This is a genomic window from Flavobacterium degerlachei (assembly GCF_900106645.1).
GTDB lineage: Bacteria > Bacteroidota > Bacteroidia > Flavobacteriales > Flavobacteriaceae > Flavobacterium > Flavobacterium degerlachei.
In genome coordinates, this window is sequence record NZ_FNMV01000011.1 from 107,011 (window position 1) to 126,829 (window position 19,819).

General features: G+C 36.6%; 5 protein-coding genes. All 5 read left to right on the forward strand.

The features are described 5' to 3' along the window. Nucleotides 1-960 precede the first annotated feature (960 nt). Nucleotides 961-1,200, forward strand: a complete 240-nt coding sequence (locus tag BLV91_RS12185; protein WP_091433668.1) for a helix-turn-helix domain-containing protein — start codon at nt 961-963, stop codon at nt 1,198-1,200. Further along, complete coding sequence (locus BLV91_RS12190; protein WP_091433670.1) at nt 1,175-1,504, forward strand: HipA N-terminal domain-containing protein; 330 nt, start codon at nt 1,175-1,177, stop codon at nt 1,502-1,504. The genes BLV91_RS12185 and BLV91_RS12190 overlap by 26 nt, the downstream gene beginning before the upstream one ends. After that, nucleotides 1,501-2,487, forward strand: coding sequence for a type II toxin-antitoxin system HipA family toxin (locus tag BLV91_RS12195; RefSeq protein ID WP_091433672.1), 987 nt, complete (start codon nt 1,501-1,503; stop codon nt 2,485-2,487). Before BLV91_RS12190 ends, BLV91_RS12195 begins: the two co-directional genes overlap by 4 nt. Nucleotides 2,488-3,285: 798 nt before the next feature. Next, complete coding sequence (locus BLV91_RS12200) at nt 3,286-7,833, forward strand: LamG-like jellyroll fold domain-containing protein (protein WP_091433675.1); 4,548 nt, start codon at nt 3,286-3,288, stop codon at nt 7,831-7,833. 421 nt (nt 7,834-8,254) lie between these two features. Next, a complete protein-coding gene (locus tag BLV91_RS12205; protein ID WP_091433678.1) occupies nt 8,255-19,768 on the forward strand; it encodes a LamG-like jellyroll fold domain-containing protein in 11,514 nt (3,837 codons plus the stop codon). Nucleotides 19,769-19,819 lie beyond the last annotated feature (51 nt).

A 19,819-nucleotide genomic window follows, 5' to 3' on the forward strand; every position in this document is an offset into this window, starting at 1 on the left:
ATTCAAGATCTTCTTCTTTATATAAAATCTACCTCAAATTTTACTTTTCAATCAATATTCTCGTTCTAAAAGTAAATTATTAAAGCAAACAAATTAAGATTAATTAATTTTCATTAATTTAGCTTAAAATTTTAATATTAACCGTACACGAATCCGTACACGATTACTTAATTTTCAAGTCCTGTAACAGCATATAACTAGGGATTTATTTGGTAAAAATATCAAATTCATAACCCTGAGGTCACGGGTTCAAATCCCGTCCTCGCTACGAAAACAAACCCTTAAACAACAACTGTTTAAGGGTTTTTTATTGGGAATAATTCCTCACTTGAGCTAAATAAAAAGTGAGAAAATCCAAAGATCCCACAGTTATATTACTGACAATGTGAACGATACAAAATCAGACCTCAGGTTCAGCTGAACTATTTCTTTTTTAAATAAAGAAAAAAGTACTGCACTTTAAGGTTTGTAAATTCATTGCCCAAATTGTATTGTAAAAATCTATTCTGACAAAATTAGTTTTTGGTACAAAAAAAAAATACCAAACACTAAGCAAAAAAGGTAAAAATAAAATATAGTTTTCATTTTTACCTTTTGAACTTTAACAAAATATTTACCCATGTTAATTAAGTCTATCTTAAACTCTTTAAACTAATATCCTTTTCAATCCCTGCACCTTTATGATAATGTCCAAATATTAAAACAAAAAAAAGACAAATTATATCTGAAAGACTTTAAAATTTACTCCTTTACAAATCAACGGCGATTATCGCCGTTAATAAAGCAATATGTAAACTAAATAATTCAAAAACATCTGACTAGATTTAGTGCATTATAGAGCACTAAATAACAAACACACACTAATATCAGAATAAAAAAACATTATTTAGTGCTATTTAACGCTCTTTTTATTAAATTTAATAAAATTTATATTATTTTTGTATAAAAAAGAGCCGTATAATGCACTTTAAAGAATTAATAAAAATAATAAAAGACCGTAGAGAAGTACTGCAGGTGACACAAGAAACCTTGGCAGAGTCATCTGGCGTTGGCTTAAGAACCTTAAAACAATTTGAAAGTGGAAAAGGAAATCCAACACTACTTACTTTAGGAAAGTTGGCTGATGCCTTAGGTATGGAGGTATGTCTAAAAATTAAAAATCTATCTGTAACAAATGAGAAAGGCAAAAATATTATATAAAGATGAAGAAGCAGGTATATTAACCCAACACGATGATGGTTCATTTACATTTCATTATCATGATTATTGGATTGCAGACAGCTCTAAACCAGGTATAAGTCTAACTTTACCTAAAAGCAAACAAGAATTTCATTCAAAATTCTTATTCCCCTTTTTTTACAACATGCTTCCAGAAGGTTCTAATAGACAAGTAGTCAGTAAATATAATAAAATTGACCTCGATGATTATTTTGGATTGCTGATGACTACCGCAAAAGACGATAGCATTGGTGCCGTTAGAGTTATTAAAATAGAAAAACAATGAGTTTACCTGAAATACAATATTGTCCCGGTACATTAGCCGAAGGTTTTCACACTTATAGCAGAACCTGTTTGAATAGAGTGTTCCAAGGTAAAAAGGTACATCATGAATTGCCTTATGATTCTCCTGCATCCAATTCTGAAACAGATGATTTATTTGAAGAAAACAGAAAACGTATTTCCATTTCAGGTGTGCAGGAAAAATTTTCTGTATTACTTGAAAAAAACAAGTTAAGACTTATCAATGAAGGAGAACGCGGTACCTATATCCTAAAACCAATTCCAAGTATAGGAAAAAAATCAGACCAAATGCCTTCTAACGAACACTTAACCATGCAAATTGCCCGCCAAATTTATGGAATAGAAACTGCTGAAAATGCACTGATATTCTTTAAAAATGGTTCCCCAGCCTATATTACCAAACGTTTTGATGTAAAAGATGATGGCACAAAACTCGCTCAAGATGATTTTGCATCCTTGGCCGAAAGGACACCACAAACACATGGAGAACATTATAAATACTTAGGAAACTATTTAGAAATATTTCAATTAATGCAGAAATATTTACCCGCTTACAAATTGGAAGCTCCTAAAGTTTTAAAAATCTTGATTTTCAATTATCTATTCTCAAATGGCGATGCTCATTTTAAAAACTTTTCTTTGCTCGAAACCCCTATGGGAGACTATAGATTAAGTCCTGCTTATGACCTTCTAAATAGTCGTATTCATATAGAGGATAAAGACTTTGCATTAGATGATGGACTATTACCTAGGAATTTAGGCCAAGGGAAAATTAGCCAACAATTTGCCATACTGTCAGAGCAAGCAGGAATCAGTTCAAAAATTTTTAATGACATTATGAATTTGATGTTATCACAATCGGATAATGTAGAAAAATTGATAACAGCTTCTTTTCTGAACGATACCACAAAAAAAATTTATAGACAATCTTATCAGGGTCGTTTAAAACAATTAATGAAAAGATAAGTTGGAATCTTGTATTATTCAAAACTTTGCTACTAACCACTTTGTCATACATTTCAGTTACCACTCATTTGCCAACGTTCTTGGGTAAAATGAAGAGTGAGGAAAAAGAGTGAGGAAAAGTAAAAAATACGACATAAACCAATTTAAGCTGAAAATCATAACGCCTAATAATCAGTACTTTACAAAGTAACAAAAGTGACATTTCAATTTTCATAACCCTCTGAGGTCACGGGTTCAAATCCCGTCCTCGCTACACACAAAAACTTAAACAACAACTGTTTAAGGGTTTTTTATTGGGATTATGTTTTCAAAAATACCGACTTCAAAACTCTCAAGTGAGGAACTCGAGTGAGGAATTTACAAATTGAGATACAAATATTACTTCATTAAAGATTTCAACCTAGTTCATTACTAAACAAGTAAGTTTTTTCTAAAATTCTCTAAACTATTTCAAAAGGTCTGCTATCAAAATCTATGATTGATCTTTCCCTTTTATAAATAGAATATTTCCATCTATTTGTTGTCATGATATTCTAAATTGAATAATTGATTAAAAAGTTCATAAGACAGATTGTAATTTCCAACATATCCCCAATATTTATTTATCATTAAACTATTAACCTTGTATTTATTAAAACAAAACATTTGTACAATTTTATAGTACTTACCTGACTTTATTTTTAATTTAATGCACTTAATCAGATTTAATTGCTTTTTATCGAAGATACAAAAAGAGTTTTATTATTTTTGTCGTGCCAAATAAAATGAATATAAAAGATCTTTTATTCCCGATTAAACATGAGAAAACTTTACTTTAAAAAGCCGTTCATCAGATTTCACTCTTTAATATTGTTTTTATTATTTTTTGTGGTTCCTACTCTTATCATGGCACAAACACAAACAACACCACAAGTTAATTTTTCACAAAGAACATCCTCAGCGACACCTGCTAAAAACATTTATAATCTAAAGGGTGATTTTACCATGCTAGGTAACACCAACTTGACTCTTGTTAACTATAATAATGGTACAAATAATGAAGGTAATTCGATGAAATACGTCGATATAGACGGCGATCCATCTACTTTAAATTCTTCTATGGCAACTCTTGAACTCACTAATTCAGGAGAAAATAGCGCAAACCAAAACTGTTCAACAGTAATTTTTGCAGGACTCTATTGGACAGGAAAATCAAATGATGCTAATGAGACTTTTTCTGTTAAAAAAGGATCTGTTACAAAAAATTATAACAAAAAAGTAATCTCTTTAAAGGGGCCAGGAGCAACGTCCTACACTTCAATTACAGCAAAACCTAAAGGGCCAGATTTTGAACTACGTTTTCCTGGCACTGCCCAAAGTGGAATTTTTATTGGATATCAAGAAATAACAGATTACGTTAAGACACATGGTCCTGGAGCATATACAGTTGCTGATATGGCTTTGACTGAAGGAACAAACTCTAATCCTGGATTATCAGGTGGTTGGGTAATGGTTGTTATTTATGAGAATCCTGTCATGAAAAGTCGTGCTGTAACACTTTTTGATGGTTATGCGTACGTAAATGGCCAACGAGGCGGTGGAGGTGAATACGGCACAATTCCTATTTCAGGATTCACCACAGTAGGAGCCGGTCCCGTAAATATGAAACTAGGGGTAATGGCGGCTGAGGGTGATGTAGCCACAAATTCAGGAAGTGATTATTTAGCGGTACAAAAACTTAATGCAAATCCAGCTGTTTACAATAATACTAACTATTTGACATTAAGTCACGCGAGGAACACAACTTCTAACTTCTTTAACTCTTCTATTTTCCCTGTGCCGACTCCAGGTAAAAGCAACCCCATTTTGCAAAATAACACAGGGGTTGATTTCAGTATGTTTACAATTCCAAACACAGACAATGCAGTTATAGGGAACAATCAAACCTCAACCACTTTTAGATTTGGTTCAACTTACGAAGTATACACCATTTTCGGTTTTGCCATGTCAGTTGACTCCTATATACCAGAACCTAAAGGACTAATAAGTGTTACGTCAATTAATAATGTTCCAAATCCCCCAGTTTTAAATGTCTCCCCAGGACAATCTATTAATTACTCTCTCTCTATTACCAATGAAGGTACTGAAGCTACAAATAACACTATAATTTCAATCCCTGTACCAGCAACAGCTATATTCAATACTGGACAAACAATTAGCTATCATACCTATAATGGCTTTAGCACGACCAATAAACCTTATTTTGATTCAGCAACTAATAAAATACTTTGGAACTTAGGTACACTACCTATCACGTCAGGACATCCCGAGTATGTGTATGCAGATATCAGCTTCAACTTAGATGTTACAACGGATTGTAACACTATTTTAAGTGCTGGTTGTAGCCCTGAAGTTTCTTTAGAAACAGGAACAATAACTGGTACTGGGGCCACTTCAGGCTTAGCATTTACAAAATACTTTTTTCAAGGTTATGATAATAGTGTATGTCATTTACCAATTGTAGGTTCTATTAAAGTTGCAATAGACGAAAGCTCATGTTTGTCTAGCATGGCTGGGCCAGATCAAATTGCCTCATGTGGAGGGGAAAATATTAATTTGAATGCATCTACAGCACAAACAGGAGCATGGTCAATAGTTAGTGGTCCTGCAGGCGGTGGCGAAGTTTTTTCGAATATTGCGAGTCCTACGTCAGTCTTCTCCACCCCTAATATTGGCGTATATACCCTAAGATGGACTACAAGCTGCTCCACTACTGACGATGTTTTAGTAAATTTTGCCAACTGTAATATTCTAAATTTTGATGGAATTGATGACAACGTTACTTTTAAAAACAATTATAGCCTGAATTCTGGTTCATTCAGTATCGAGATCTGGGTAAAATCAAATGAAACAAATGGAAATAAACAAACTATTTTATCTAAACGGCTAGGATCTAGCACAACAAATGGTTATGATTTAAAATTAGTAAATAACATCATTTCCTTTAACTGGAATAATGGTAAATCTATCGCATCCAACTATCCTATTAAAACGGATAGGTGGTATCATGTTGCTGTTACATATAACGGCACAAATTACAAACTATATATAGATGGTATTTTAGTGCACAAGGCCGTATCTGGAGTTAATCCAATAATTAATAATGCAAATTGCCTACTTGGTGCAATGGATCAAAATAATGGAACACCATTCAACTATTTTAACGGATGGATGGATGAACTTCGAATTTGGAAAGTAGAATTGACAGTTGATCAAATTCGACAAATGATGAACCAAGAAATACAAAACAATGAAGGAAATATCATAGGAGCAATAGTACCATTAGAGATTCCTGGATTATCTTGGACTAATTTAGATGGCTATTACCAAATGAATCCTACAAATGATATAATTAACGGTTATGTATTAGGTAAATCTATATCAGCTATAAATGGAAAATTACGAAATATTGGAACGCAACAACCTGATACAGCCCCACTACCTTATACATCAAGAGTTAGTGAACAAGATTGGTCAGAAGATGACACCTGGACTAATTATCCTGTTTGGGATGTGCCAAATAGCTTAGCAATAGATGGCGTAACTAGAATAGACTGGAACATTGTTAAAACGAATCACAATATCACATCTAATGGAAACAAAACTGTATTGGGTCTATTGGTAAATAGCAATACATTATTTGCAGAAAATGATTCGAAAATAGAAGTTTCTAAATACTTAAAACTAGACGGTAAGATAAACTTAGTTGGCCAATCGCAATTGATTCAAATTGAAGGAAGCGTATTAGATGTAAACAGTTCCGGATCTCTTAAAAGGGACCAACAGGGGCAATCAAACAAATATAATTATAATTATTGGAGTTCTCCTGTAAGCCCTATTAACACTGCAGCCAACAACACAAACTATAGCGTTGGAAGTGTTTTAAAAGACGGAACTAATCCTAATTCAGCAGGAACAATCAAATGGATTGGTGGTTATGATGGGTCACCCACTACTCCAATCAGCCTGGCACGTTACTGGATCTACAAATTTGATAATTATAGTAATGCTTACGCAAATTGGGTTCGAGTGGGTGAAACTGGTTCAATACGAGTGGGCCAAGGTTTTACTTTAAAAGGTAGTGGAGCTAGTGGAATTACTCAAAATTATTCATTTATTGGAAAACCAAATAATGGAACAATAACAGCGAACACCGTTAGTTCAGGCCAATTATTGCTAGCTGGAAATCCTTATCCTTCAGCATTAGATTCCAAAGCATTTATAATTGATAATTTAGACTCTATAGATGGATCACTCTATTTTTGGGAACATTATACAACTAACAATACTCATGTTTTACGAGATTATCAAGGCGGGTATGCTGTAAGAAATTTAACCGATGGAGTCCCACCTGTGTCTCCTCCGTTAATTAGCGGTCTTGGATCTAGCACTAAAATACCTCAACAATTTATTCCGGTGGGACAAGGTTTCTTTTTAAGCGGAAAATCTGGATCAGGCGGAACTATTACCTTTAAAAATAGCCAAAGAGATTTTCAAAAAGAAAGCGAAACTGAACTTTCAAATACTATGTTCAAATTTGCACCAAAAATTAAAAATCAAAAAGTGAGGAAAAATAATGATACTAATCCAATACTAAAAGAACAGTTTAAGAAAATTCGCCTAGGTTTTAATTCAAATAACAATTATCATCGACAAGTTTTGATTGGTTTTATGAATGAAAATGCGACAAGTGGAATGGATTATGGCTATGATGCTACTAATTTTGACAATTTCCCTAATGATATGTATTTTCTAAACGGAGAAAATAAATTGGTTATTCAAGGAGAAGGATTTTTCGATTCAAATGCCATTTATCCTATTGGAGTAAAGGCAGACCGTGCAGGAAACGTACAATTCATGCTTGATGAGATTGAAAATTACGATAAAAATCAAAATGTTTTTATATATGATAGCACCGACAAAACTTACCATAATATACGAAATGAAAAATTTGAAGTGACAATACCAAAAGGTGAAAATAATGATCGATTTTCATTATGTTTTAAAACTAAAAAGGAAAAAGAGCCAAAAGAAAAAGAGATAAAAGACAACAAAAAATCAGAAACGATAAAAATGACGCATCTTCTGCGAAAAAATGTTTTTGATATCAATAAACAGTCGACCGAAACGACTCTTATAAAAGTAACTTTATTTAATATGAATGGCCAGTCAGTTACCACATGGGAAATTGAAGATCAATCTCAGCAAAACATTCAGGTACCCCTTAAAAATCTCAGTTCTGGTGTCTATATTGCAAAAATTTATACTTCAGTTGGAGAATTAAGCAAAAAAATTATTATTCCATAAAAACGGATATCTACATTAATAAAAAAGAGAAAACTGCCCTGAAAAGCAGTTTTTTTTTGCTCAAATTTGAATTCAATTTGAGAGAAAAAAGTTCTGAATTTTGTTAATAGAAGTAGTTCATCTGGGCATAAAACCCGTTTATCGAAAAAAAGCACATACAGGTCAATAACAATAGTTAATTACTTAATTTTAAGGTAAATAACGTAATACAATCTATGTCAAATATTTGCAAACAGATAGTAAATCCGTTATAAAATCTAGAAAGTTGTTTTTTTGTGAGAATTGATAAAAAATCACGGTTGGTTCTTTTTAATTGAGAAAGGGTTAAAATAAAAAACTGTTTTCTCACTAATAAATCACTGACCTTTCTATCTGCATTTTTATAAAAAATTTAATTATTTGATTCTAAAGTGTAGGCCTCATGAAAAAAAAATACCTTTTTTTAATTTTATTAATTTTAAATTCCATTTACAGTTTTGGACAATGTTCTGGAGTAAATGGATCGATTAGTATATGTGATTCTAGTGCAACTCCTATTGATTTATTTAGTTTAATTACTAGTGAAGACTCTGGTGGAAGTTGGACAAGAACCTCTGGAACAGGGGGGAATTTTAATGCCGGAGCTGGTACTTTTATACCAGATTCAGGTGCAACCACTAGTACTTTCATATATACAGCAACAGCACCTTGCAGCGATAGTAGTCTGGCAACAATTAATATTAATCCAAACTTACCAGCCAGTGTGATCATCGAAGCATCGGCTACTACAATTTGCGACGGTACTAGTGTAACGTTTACGGCCATACCAACAAATAGTGGTTCCGATCCATTATATCAATGGCAAATTAATGGTTTAAATACTGGGGCAAATAGTTCTGGGAATACTTTTTCATCTTCTAATCTTACCGATGGAAATGTCATATCTGTTGTTTTGACTTCCAATGCAACACCCTGTGTATTGGGAAGCCCAGCTACAAGCAACTATGTTACCCTTACTGTTAGTCCTATCCCTAATGTAGTAGTTACAAACCCGTCAGCAGTATGTGCAACTGCAACGGTAGATCTAACTTTGGCAGCAGTAACATCGGGATCGACAGCTGGCTTAATCTATTCTTATTGGTTGAATGCAGCCGCTACAATATCATATGATACACCTACAGCTACGACTACCGGCACTTATTACATTAAGGGTACGACCGCAGCTGGTTGTTATGAAATAAAGCCTGTAACGGTTACCGAAAGTCCCTTACCTACAGTAGTAACCAATAATCCAACGTCAGTATGTGCACCATCAACCGTTGACTTAACAGTCACAGCGGTAACTGCAGGATCGACAGCTGGCTTAACCTATACTTACTGGACAAATGCAGCTGCAACTATTTTATATGACACACCAACAACAGCGAGTACAGGAACTTATTATATTAAGGGGACAACAGCAGCAGGTTGTTACGACATCAAGCCTGTAATGGTTACTATAAATACCTCACCTACAGTAGTAACCAATGATCCAGCATCAGTATGTTCACCATCAACCGTTGACTTAAGTGTCACAGCGGTAACTGCAGGATCGACAGCCGGCTTAACTTATACTTACTGGACAAATGCAGCTGCAACTATTTCATATGACACACCAACAACAGCGAGTACAGGAACTTATTATATTAAGGGGACAACAGTAGCAGGTTGTTATGACATCAAGCCTGTAACGGTTACAGTCAATCAATCACCAACTGTTGTGATTACCAATCCTCCAGCAGCATGCTCCCCATCAACAGTTAACCTAACGGCCACAGCGGTAACTGCAGGGTCAACAGCCACTCTAACTTTTACATACTGGACTGATGCAGCAGCGACTGTTTCCTATGCTACACCAACTGCAGCAGTTGCGGGTACTTATTATATTAAAGGAATAACAGCTTCAGGTTGTTTCGATATCCAACCTATAACCGTTATTATCAATCCAACACCAACTGTCGTGATCACCAATCCTTCAGCAGTATGTTCGCCATCAACAGTTAACCTAACGGCCGCAGCGGTAACTGCAGGGTCAACAGCCAGTCTAACTTTTACATACTGGACTGATGCAGCTGCAACTATTTCATATGACACACCAACAATAGCGAGTACAGGAACTTATTATATTAAGGGGACAACAGCAGCAGATTGTTACGACATCAAGCCTATAACGGTTACAGTCAATCCATCACCAATTGTTCTGATTACCAATCCTCCAGCAGCATGCTCCCCATCAACAGTTAACCTAACGGCCGCATCGGTAACTGCAGGGTCAACAGCCAGTCTAACTTTTACATACTGGACTGATGCAGCTGCAACTATTTCATATGACACACCAACAACAGCTAGTACAGGAACTTATTATATTAAGGGGACAACAGCAGTAGGTTGTTACGACATCAAACCTGTAACGGTTACAATCAATCCATCACCAATTGTTCTGATTACCAATCCTCCAACAGCATGTTCGCCATCAACAGTTAACCTAACGGCCGCAGCGGTAACTGCAGGATCGACAGCTGGCTTAACCTATACTTACTGGACAAATGCAGCTGCAACTATTTCATCTGCTACACCAACTGCAGCAATTGCGGGTACTTATTATATTAAAGGAATAACAGCTTCAGGTTGTTTTGATATCAAACCTATAACTGTTACTATTAATCCCAAACCAAATGTTGTGATCACCGATCCTGCAGCAGTATGTTCGCCATCAACAGTTAACTTAACAGCCACAGCGGTAACTGCAGGATCGACTGCCAGTTTAACCTATACTTACTGGACTGATGCAGCAGCAACTATTTCATATGCCACACCAACAACAGCGGGAACAGGAACTTATTATATTAAGGGGGCAACAGCAGCAGGATGTTATGACATTAAACCTGTAACGGTTACCGTCAATCCAACGGTAATACCATCAGTTTCAATATCTTCTTCATCAACGACTATTTGTTCAGGTACTTCTGTAACTTTCACAGCTACACCAACTAATGGAGGATCTGCTCCCTCTTATCAATGGAAGAACGGAGCAACTCTCGTGGGAACAAATAGCCCCACTTATACAACCACAACTCTCGCTAACAATGCTACCATATCAGTTGTAATGACTTCTAATGCTATTTGTCCATCCCCTTCCACAGCTACAAGCACCACTATAGTTATGAGTGTTTTTACTGGAAATCCTAGCGGATGGAACGGTAGTACCAGTATAACAGTTTCAAACCAATCTATCTGTCCCCCCGCTACTGTTACCTTATCAGTTCCAGCAGCTTCAAATGCTCAATATTACCAGTGGAATTTACCAACAGGTTGGATAATTACCAGTGGTAATTTGACTAACTCCATTACTGTGTCTGTTTCTTCATCAGCTGCACTAGGAAATCAAGTTATTACGGTCAAGGCAATTAATCCATGTGGTAGTGAAAATACCACAGTATCTACCCCTTCAAATGGCAAAGACCGAATCATTGTAAATTCATTTAATGGTGTAACTGTTTCACCTTCATCTCAGACTGTTTGTGCAAACAGCTCCATTATAGTAACTGGAGTACTAACTGGAAACGCAACTTCAGGCAATTGGACTGCAACAAATGGTAATATTACATTACAATCTCAAGTTGGATCAACTATTACTGCAATCTTTACTCCTACAATTTCCGGAGGCTCTGCCACAGCAACCATAACCACCAATATACCAACAGGAAGTTGTCCCAATACTCCGGCCACCGCAACAGTGGCAGTAACGGTAAATCCTTTACCTCTTGCAGCAGGCATAATAAACGGTTCGGCAACAGTATGTCAGGGAGAAAACAGTATAGCCTATGCAGTTCCCGCTATTACCAATGCAACTGGGTATAGCTGGTCTTTACCCACAGGAGCTACCATAACTAACGGAGCAAATACAAACAGTATTACGGTCAATTATTCTAATACAGCAACTTCAGGAAATATTGCTGTCTATGGAACTAACGCATGTGGTAACGGAACAGTCTCTGCAAAATTTGCTGTAACGCTAAATCCTTTACCTCTTGCAGCTGGTATAATAAACGGTTCGGCAACAGTATGCCAGGGAGAAAACAGTGTAGCCTATACAGTTCCCACTATTACCAATGCAACTGGGTATAGCTGGTCTTTACCTACAGGAGCTACCATAGCTAACGGAGCAAATACAAACAGTATTACGGTCAATTATTCTAATACAGCAACTTCAGGAAATATTGCAGTCTATGGAACAAACGCATGTGGTAACGGAACGGTCTCTGCAAACTTTGCTGTAACGCTAAATCCTTTACCTCTTGCAGCAGGCATAATAAACGGTTCGGCAACAGTATGCCAGGGAGAAAACAGTGTAGCCTATACAGTTCCCACTATTACCAATGCAACTGGGTATAGCTGGTCTTTACCTACAGGAGCTACCATAGCTAACGGAGCAAATACAAACAGTATTACTATCAATTATTCTAATACTGCAGCTTCAGGAAATATTGCAGTCTATGGAACAAACGCATGTGGTAACGGAACGGTCTCTGCAAACTTTGCTGTAACGCTAAATCTTTTACCTCTTGCAGCAGGCATAATAAACGGTTCGGCAATAGTATGCCAAGGACAAAACAGTGTAGCCTATACGGTTCCCACTATTACCAATGCAACTGGATATAGCTGGTCTTTACCTACAGGAGCTACCATAGCTAACGGAGCCAATACAAACAGTATTACGGTCAATTATTCTAATACAGCAACTTCAGGAAATATTGCAGTCTATGGAACAAACGCATGTGGTAACGGAACGGTCTCTGCAAACTTTGCTGTAACGCTAAATCCTTTACCTCTTGCAGCAGGCATAATAACTGGTTCGGCAATAGTATGCCAAGGACCAAACAGTGTAGCCTATACAGTTCCCACTATTACCAATGCAACTGGGTATAGCTGGTCTTTACCTACAGGAGCTACCATAGCTAACGGAGCAAATACAAACAGTATTACGGTCAATTATTCTAATACAGCAACTTCAGGAAATATTGCAGTCTATGGAACAAACGCATGTGGTAACGGAACGGTCTCTGCAAACTTTGCTGTAACGCTAAATCTTTTACCTCTTGCAGCAGGCATAATAAACGGTTCGGCAATAGTATGCCAAGGACAAAACAGTGTAGCCTATACGGTTCCCACTATTACCAATGCAACTGGATATAGCTGGTCTTTACCTACAGGAGCTACCATAGCTAACGGAGCCAATACAAACAGTATTACGGTCAATTATTCTAATACAGCAACTTCAGGAAATATTGCAGTCTATGGAACAAACGCATGTGGTAACGGAGCGGTCTCTGCAAACTTTGCTGTAACGGTAAATCAGCCACCGTTAATAAATACTCAACCAAAACCTTCTCAAACAGTTTGTTCTGGCTTTCCTATTAGTTTTTCAGTAATAGCAACAGGAACAGGGCTTACTTATCAATGGAAAAAAGGAGGGACAAATATTATAGGGGCAACATCTAATACGTATTCAATTCCTAATGTGAGTACAGTGGATGCAGGAAATTATACTGTAGTTGTAAGTGGAACTTCAGCTTGTTCATCAGTTACTTCAAATGAAGCAGTACTAATTGTAAATCAAGATATAGACATAACTAACCATCCAAGTGCTCAGGTAAAATGTGAAGGTCTTAATGCCACGTTTTCAGTAACGGCTATAGGTACTATTTCAAGTTATGTTTGGAGAAAAAATGGAATTCCTATTTCTAATGGTGGTAATATTTCAACAGCTACAACCTCCACTATTACTTTTACTGGGTTGTTACTTAGTAATGCTGGAAGTTATGATGTGGTAGTAAGTAGTCCTGGAGGTACATGCTCACAAACTATTTCAAATCCTGCTATCTTAACAGTTACACCAACAGTAACCATCAATGCATTTTCAGCGGCAACTTCAACACGTTGCCAAGGGGCAGGAACGGTAACTACTACAACGACTGCTAGTAACTCAACGGGAATTACATACAGTCTAGATACAGCAAGTTTAGCAGCTGGAAACACGATTATTGCGGCTACATCTGCAGTAACTTATGCTGCAGGATGGAGCGGAACAACAACCATTACAGCAAGTGCAGCAGGATGTAACGGCCCAGCAACTACCACTCACGTTGTGACAGTAACTCCAACGGTAACCATCAATTCATTTCCATCGACAACTCCAATACGTTGTCAAGGAGCAGCATCTGTGACTACCACAACAACAGCAAATAATTCCACAGGTATTACTTATACACTAGATACTGCCAGCTTAACTGCAGGGAACTCAATTGTTGCCACTACAGGTACCGTGACTTATGTGGCAGGATGGAGCGGTACAACAACCATTACAGCAAGTGCAGCAGGATGTAATGGTCCAGCATCTACTATGCATGTTGTAACAGTTACGCCAACAGTCTCCATAAATTCATTTTCACCGACAACTTCAACACGTTGCCAGGGCAATGGATCTGTGACTACCACAACAACAGCAAATAATTCCACAGGAATTACTTATAGCTTAGACACAGCCACTGCTGCTTTTTCGGGTAATAATATCGATTCTAGCACAGGAGTTGTAACTTATGCGGCGGGATGGAGCGGAACAACAACAATTACAGCAAGTGCGGCAGGATGTAATGGTCCTGCAACTACCATGCATATTGTAACAGTTACACCAACAGTAACCATCAATGCATTTTCAGCGGCAACTGCAACACGTTGCCAAGGGGCAGGAACGGTAACTACTACAACGACTGCTAGTAACTCAACGGGAATTATTTACAGTCTGGATGCAGCAAGTATAGCAGCTGGAAACACGATTATTGCGGCGACAGCTGCAGTAACTTATGCTGCAGGATGGAGCGGAACAACAACCATTACAGCAAGTGCAGCAGGATGTAACGGCCCAGCAACTACCACGCACGTTGTGACAGTAACTCCAACGGTAACCATAAATTCATTTCCATCGACAACTTCAATACGTTGTCAAGGAGCAGCATCTGTGACTACCACAACAACAGCAAATAATTCCACAGGAATTACTTATAATCTAGATACTGCCAGCTTAACTGCAGGGAACTCAATTGTTGCCACTACAGGTGCCGTGACTTATGTGGCAGGATGGAGCGGTACAACAACCATTACAGCAAGTGCAGCAGGATGTAATGGCCCAGCATCTACTATGCATGTTGTAACAGTTACGCCAACAGTCTCCATAAATTCATTTTCACCGACAACTTCAACACGTTGCCAGGGCGCCGGATCTGTGACTACCACAACAACAGCAAATAATTCCACAGGAATTACTTATAGCTTAGACACAGCCACTGCTGCTTTTTCGGGTAATGGTATCGATTCTAGCACAGGAGTTGTAACTTATGCGGAGGGATGGAGCGGAACAACAACAATTACAGCAAGTGCGGCAGGATGTAATGGTCCTGCAACTACCATGCATATTGTAACAGTTACACCAACAGTAACCATCAATGCATTTTCACCGACAACTTCAACACGTTGCCAAGGGGCAGGAACAGTAATTACTACAACGACCGCTAATAACTCAACAGGAATTATTTACAGTCTGGATGCAGCAAGTATAGCAGCTGGAAACACGATTATTGCGGCTACAGCTGCAGTAACTTATGCTCCAGGATGGAGCGGAATGACAACTATTACAGCAAGTGCAGCAGGATGTAATGGCCCAGCTACAAAATCACATACAGTAACAATCACTCCTACTTCCATTGGAGGAACTTTAGCTGGTTATGCAACTGATCAGTCGGGCAATCCATATAATAATCCAATTATTTACAGCAAAAACCTTCTAGCCTGCTTATCAACAGATGGTTTGTTAGTTTTAAGTGGATATACTGGAAACATAATTCGATGGGAATATTCAATCAATGCTGGAATAAATTGGAATACACTTAGCAATACAACTAACAGTTATGCCTATTCTAGCATTCCACAAACAAGAATATACAGAGCAGTTATTCAGAGTGGAAACTGCGCAATTTCATACTCTAATATCGTAACCGTAAGTGTGGTACCACAGGATATTAAACCTACACCTGTTACTACATCAAAAACAACAATGTGTTTAGGTGAAACCACTGTATTTAATGCAACTAGTGGTTTTGCCACAGGACAAAACATAGAAGGAGGAGGTTTTAATACTGGGCAATTTCCTGATAAGACTAATCCTGACAAATGGCGGTTAGATGGAGTTGCTGTGGGAACTGCTTGGACAGCTTCAGCAAACAATACTAAACCTAACAATTGGGCGGGAACAAACGGTCACCCTTTTGGAACATATCCAATTTTTTATGATTCATCAGACAAAAAATTTGCCATATCAAATGGAGATCTATTAAATACATATTATGGTGGAACTAGGGACAACACTACACTAGAAACTCCAAGGTTTAACACTTTCGGACTTTCAACTGCAACTTTTGATGTTCAACTGGCTTGGAATTTAGAAATAAATGATTATGCTAAAATTGAATTATCACTTGATGGAGGTGTAAATTATAATATTATGCTTTTCAGTAAAGTAGGAAAAACAGCCTCTGCAATTTTCAATCCATTGCAACAATTTTCATTTGATTTATCAGACTATGTTGGACAAAAAGATCTGAGAATAAAATTTACATTCAAAGGAACTACAATAAATAGCGCATGGGCTTTAGATGAAATAAAAATACCATCTCCTCCTGCAGGTCCGGGTATTGTATGGACAGATGAAAACCATAATATCATTGGAACCACAAACACTCATTCAGAAACTCCTGTATCTCCAGGGGTTTATAACTTTGCGGTTACATCATTTTTAAATGGATGCATATACGACATTACGCCTAGCAATACTGTCTATGTACCTGTAAATGTTAATTTAGCATATGCTGGAAAAGACGTGGCTATCTTACCCGTTGATTGTGGTAATAATTTTGTGAAGCTTAATGCTTATGACAATAGAGAAACAGCAGATAAAAATATCGCTAATGGTGCTTTTGACAATAATTATCAACCCGGAACACAGCCCGGAACTGGAGCGACAGGAAAATGGACCATTAAATCAACTAGTACATGTGGAACGGGAACTTTTTCTCCAAATGATGCAGACCCTAGAGCGACTTTTACTGGCGAATCTGGAACCTATGTGTTAACTTGGACCACTGGAGGCTGCTCTGATGATGTACAAATTATATTTACAGATTGTAAAAGTATTAATTTTGATGGTGTAAATGACAATATAACCTTTAAAGGCAACTACGATTTAACCAATTCATTTAGTATTGAAGTTTGGGTAAAACCTAATTCAATAACCGGAGCTCAAACTATTTTTTCAAAACGCGATGCCAATAATTCTGCGACTGGATATGATTTAAAATTAGCAGGAAGTATCGTTTCATTTAATTGGAATTCTACTGGAACTATTCAATCAAATTATTCAATTAGTACAAGCAGGTGGTATCATATTGCAGTTACTTTTAATGGTACAACTTATAGATTATATATTGATGGTATAGAGGTGAGTAACCCATCAGGTATCACTGGTACTAAACCAATCGATAATGATTTTGATTGCATTTTAGGAGCAATGGATCAAACAGGAAGTCCACCCAATAAACCCGTTAAATATTTCAATGGGTGGATGGATGAACTTAGAATTTGGAATACATCACTGACACCTGAACAATTGCATCAAATGATGAATCAGGAAATTATAACTAGCCTAACTGTAGCTGGTAATGTACAAGGAGCAATAGTGCCAATAGACGTTAATGGTTTATCTTGGACAACTAATTTATTAGGATATTATCAAATGAATTCTATTAGTTGCGGTTATCTTTATCCAACAAAAGGAACAGCTATAGGTAAATTAAGAAACATAACAACAGTAGAAGATCAGACAGCTCCTATTCCATATACCTCAAAAACAGATGGAAACTGGACCGACACAACTCTAACAACCCCTTGGACCTATGGAAATTCTGTATGGGATTATCCAAATAGCACAGGTTATAATGGAACGCCTATAGATTGGAATATTGTAATGGCATCACATAACATTAATTCTGGAAATAAGGACATAACATTATTGGGATTACTCTCAACTGCTGGAAAAATAACGATAGCAGACCCAGTAGTGACTAATCCTATTGAAAAAAATGATGGTCAATTGCTATGGATAACTTACTACTTAAAATTGAATGGTAACATTGATTTAGTGGGTGAATCACAATTAGTAGAAAAAAGATACACTACAACTCAATTTAGTGAAAGTATTTTAGATCCAACAAGTACAGGATTTATTAAAATTGATCAACAAGGCAAAAAAAACAGTTTTAATTACAATTACTGGTCTTCACCCGTTAGCCTAATTCAAGGGATTTCGAATAATGTGCCGTATATAATTAAAAATATTTTAAAAGATGGAACAATTTCCAATAGTCCAAAAATAATATCTTTTGGAACCACTTTTAATTACGCCGATACGTATTCAGACCCTATAAAAATCACGGACCGTTGGATTTGGTCTTATAACTCTCAAATAATAGACGGAGATGACTGGGGAAATTATTACAAATGGAATCATATTACAAGTAACGGCACGATAAAAACTGGCGAAGGGTTTACTATGAAGGGAACTGGTGGGGCAGCTGACACAACAGCCCTGCAAAACTATGTCTTCGTTGGAAAACCAAATTCGGGAACCATTTCACTCAACCTAATTAAGAACAATAGTTATTTGATAGGAAACCCCTATCCGTCTGCTCTTGATGCAGATGAATTTATAAAAGACAATATCAAAGAAACAATAAATGGTAATATTGGCAGAAACACTGAAAATAGATTCAATGGCGTACTCTATTTCTGGGATCATTTTGGCTTATCAAATAATCATTTATTAGCAGAATATGAAGGCGCTTATGCCACTTATACTTTAATGGGAGGTGCACCAGGAGTTGGCAGCAGTCCTTTAACCGCTGGTGGGACTGGAACCAAAATTCCAGAACGTTATATAGCGGTGGGACAAGGATTTTTTGTAAACGCATCATTAGACTCCGCTGTAGGTACAACAGCAGAAATAGTTCAAGGAGGAACTCTTAATTTTAAAAACAGTCAAAGAAAGTTCGAAAGAGAAAGTTCTGGAAATTCACTATTTATGAAAGCAGCTGAAAACACCAAATTAAAAGAAGACGCAAAAGATACAAGATTAAAAATCAGACTGGGATTTGACAGCACTGTTGGCACACATCGCCAACTATTAGTTGGCGTTGATAAAAATACAACGAATCAATTTGACATTGGTTATGATGCCCCTATGTTTGGTAGTAGTAGCAATGATATCTATTGGGAATTAGCTGATAGTAAGTTTGTAATTCAAGCAGTGGCTAATTTTAATGATGATCAAATAATTCCTTTTGGGCTAATTGTCGCAAACAAAGGTACCGCAACTATCAAACTTGATAAGCTAGAAAATATACCTCAAAGCTTACAAATTTATTTATATGACAACCTGACTACTACTTATTATGATATAAAAAATAATGCCTTTACAATACCCCTCGATGTTGGAGAGTACAAAAGTCGATTCTCTTTACGATTTTCTGAAAAAACACTCAACGTAGATGAATTTAATTTGTCCGAAGGTATTTCAGTTTACTATACAAATAATAATAAAATACTAAACATAGAAAACAACTTTATCGAAGAAACGGTCGATAAGATTTTCCTTTTTAACATGTTGGGGCAATCCATTGCAAATTGGGATGTAAAAGAAAGAAAACAAAATAACATTCAAATCCCGATAAAAAACATGCCTTCAGGGGTGTATATTGTAAAACTCAAAACTTCAAATGGGGATTTTAGCAAAAAAATAATTATCCCCTGAGCTTTCAATAAAAGTTCTTAATAGAAAGAAAACTGTCTAAAAAGGCAGTTT